1 protein-coding gene is annotated in these 752 nt (G+C 63.6%); it reads right to left on the bottom strand.

The features are described 5' to 3' along the window. A partial coding sequence (locus P1T08_18865) for a hypothetical protein (protein MDF1598135.1) occupies nt 1-752 on the bottom strand: 752 nt, incomplete at both ends.

Here is a 752-nt window from a genome sequence, read left to right as displayed (position 1 = left end):
GAGTCCGTTGGGGGCTGGCGGGTGGAGGGGTTCGATGTTGCTGGGCGTGATGGGGTAGTCGTGACGTTGGGCGAGTTCGCCTTTGTGGCGGATTTCGAGGTGTCCGGTGCCGGTGTTGATGGCTGCGACGACAAGGCTTCCGGCGGGGAGGCTGTCGGGTACGGGCCAGGCGTGTTGAGCGATAACGATGTGACTGTTGGTGACGTGGCGGAGGAAGGTGACCCGACCGGCGGTGAGTGGGATCCGGGGCTTGTTGTTTGCGTCGAGGTAGTCGTCGATGTCGAAGTCGGTGGGGAGCCAGCGCAGGCTGGTGTGGTGGGCGGCGATGAGTTCGGCCGGGTATCGGGTGCCGGAGACGTCGGGGTCGAGGACCGGCCGGCGATGGTTGGCCCAGTTCAGGAACACGGTGTTGTCGGCTCGAAGGGTTTCGAGGTCGGGATACCAGCGTTTGCGGATGGTGCGTTGCTGCCAGAGACCGTTGACGGCTTCGACGTGATTGGTGAACCCGAGACTGTGCGGCGGTGACGTGATCGCTTCGACACCGAACATGAGGAGCAGCAGCGTCCAAATCGTCCAAGGATTGTCACGGTGGCTGGTATGGGCAAACGCGTTGTCCTGACCCATGGCTTGGGGAATCGACAGCAGCGGCCAGGCCTCCCGGGTCAGTTGACGAACCGCTGCGAGCAGGGTGCGACGCAGATGTTGTCCTGCCGACAATCCGTGTGATCCGACATCGGCGATCTGCAGTGGGC

It is taken from the genome of Acidimicrobiia bacterium (assembly GCA_029210695.1).
Taxonomy (GTDB): domain Bacteria; phylum Actinomycetota; class Acidimicrobiia; order Spongiisociales; family JAHEDJ01; genus JAHEDJ01.
The sequence above is the reverse complement of the archived record's forward strand: the minus strand, read 5'-3'. Positions and strand labels throughout refer to the sequence as shown.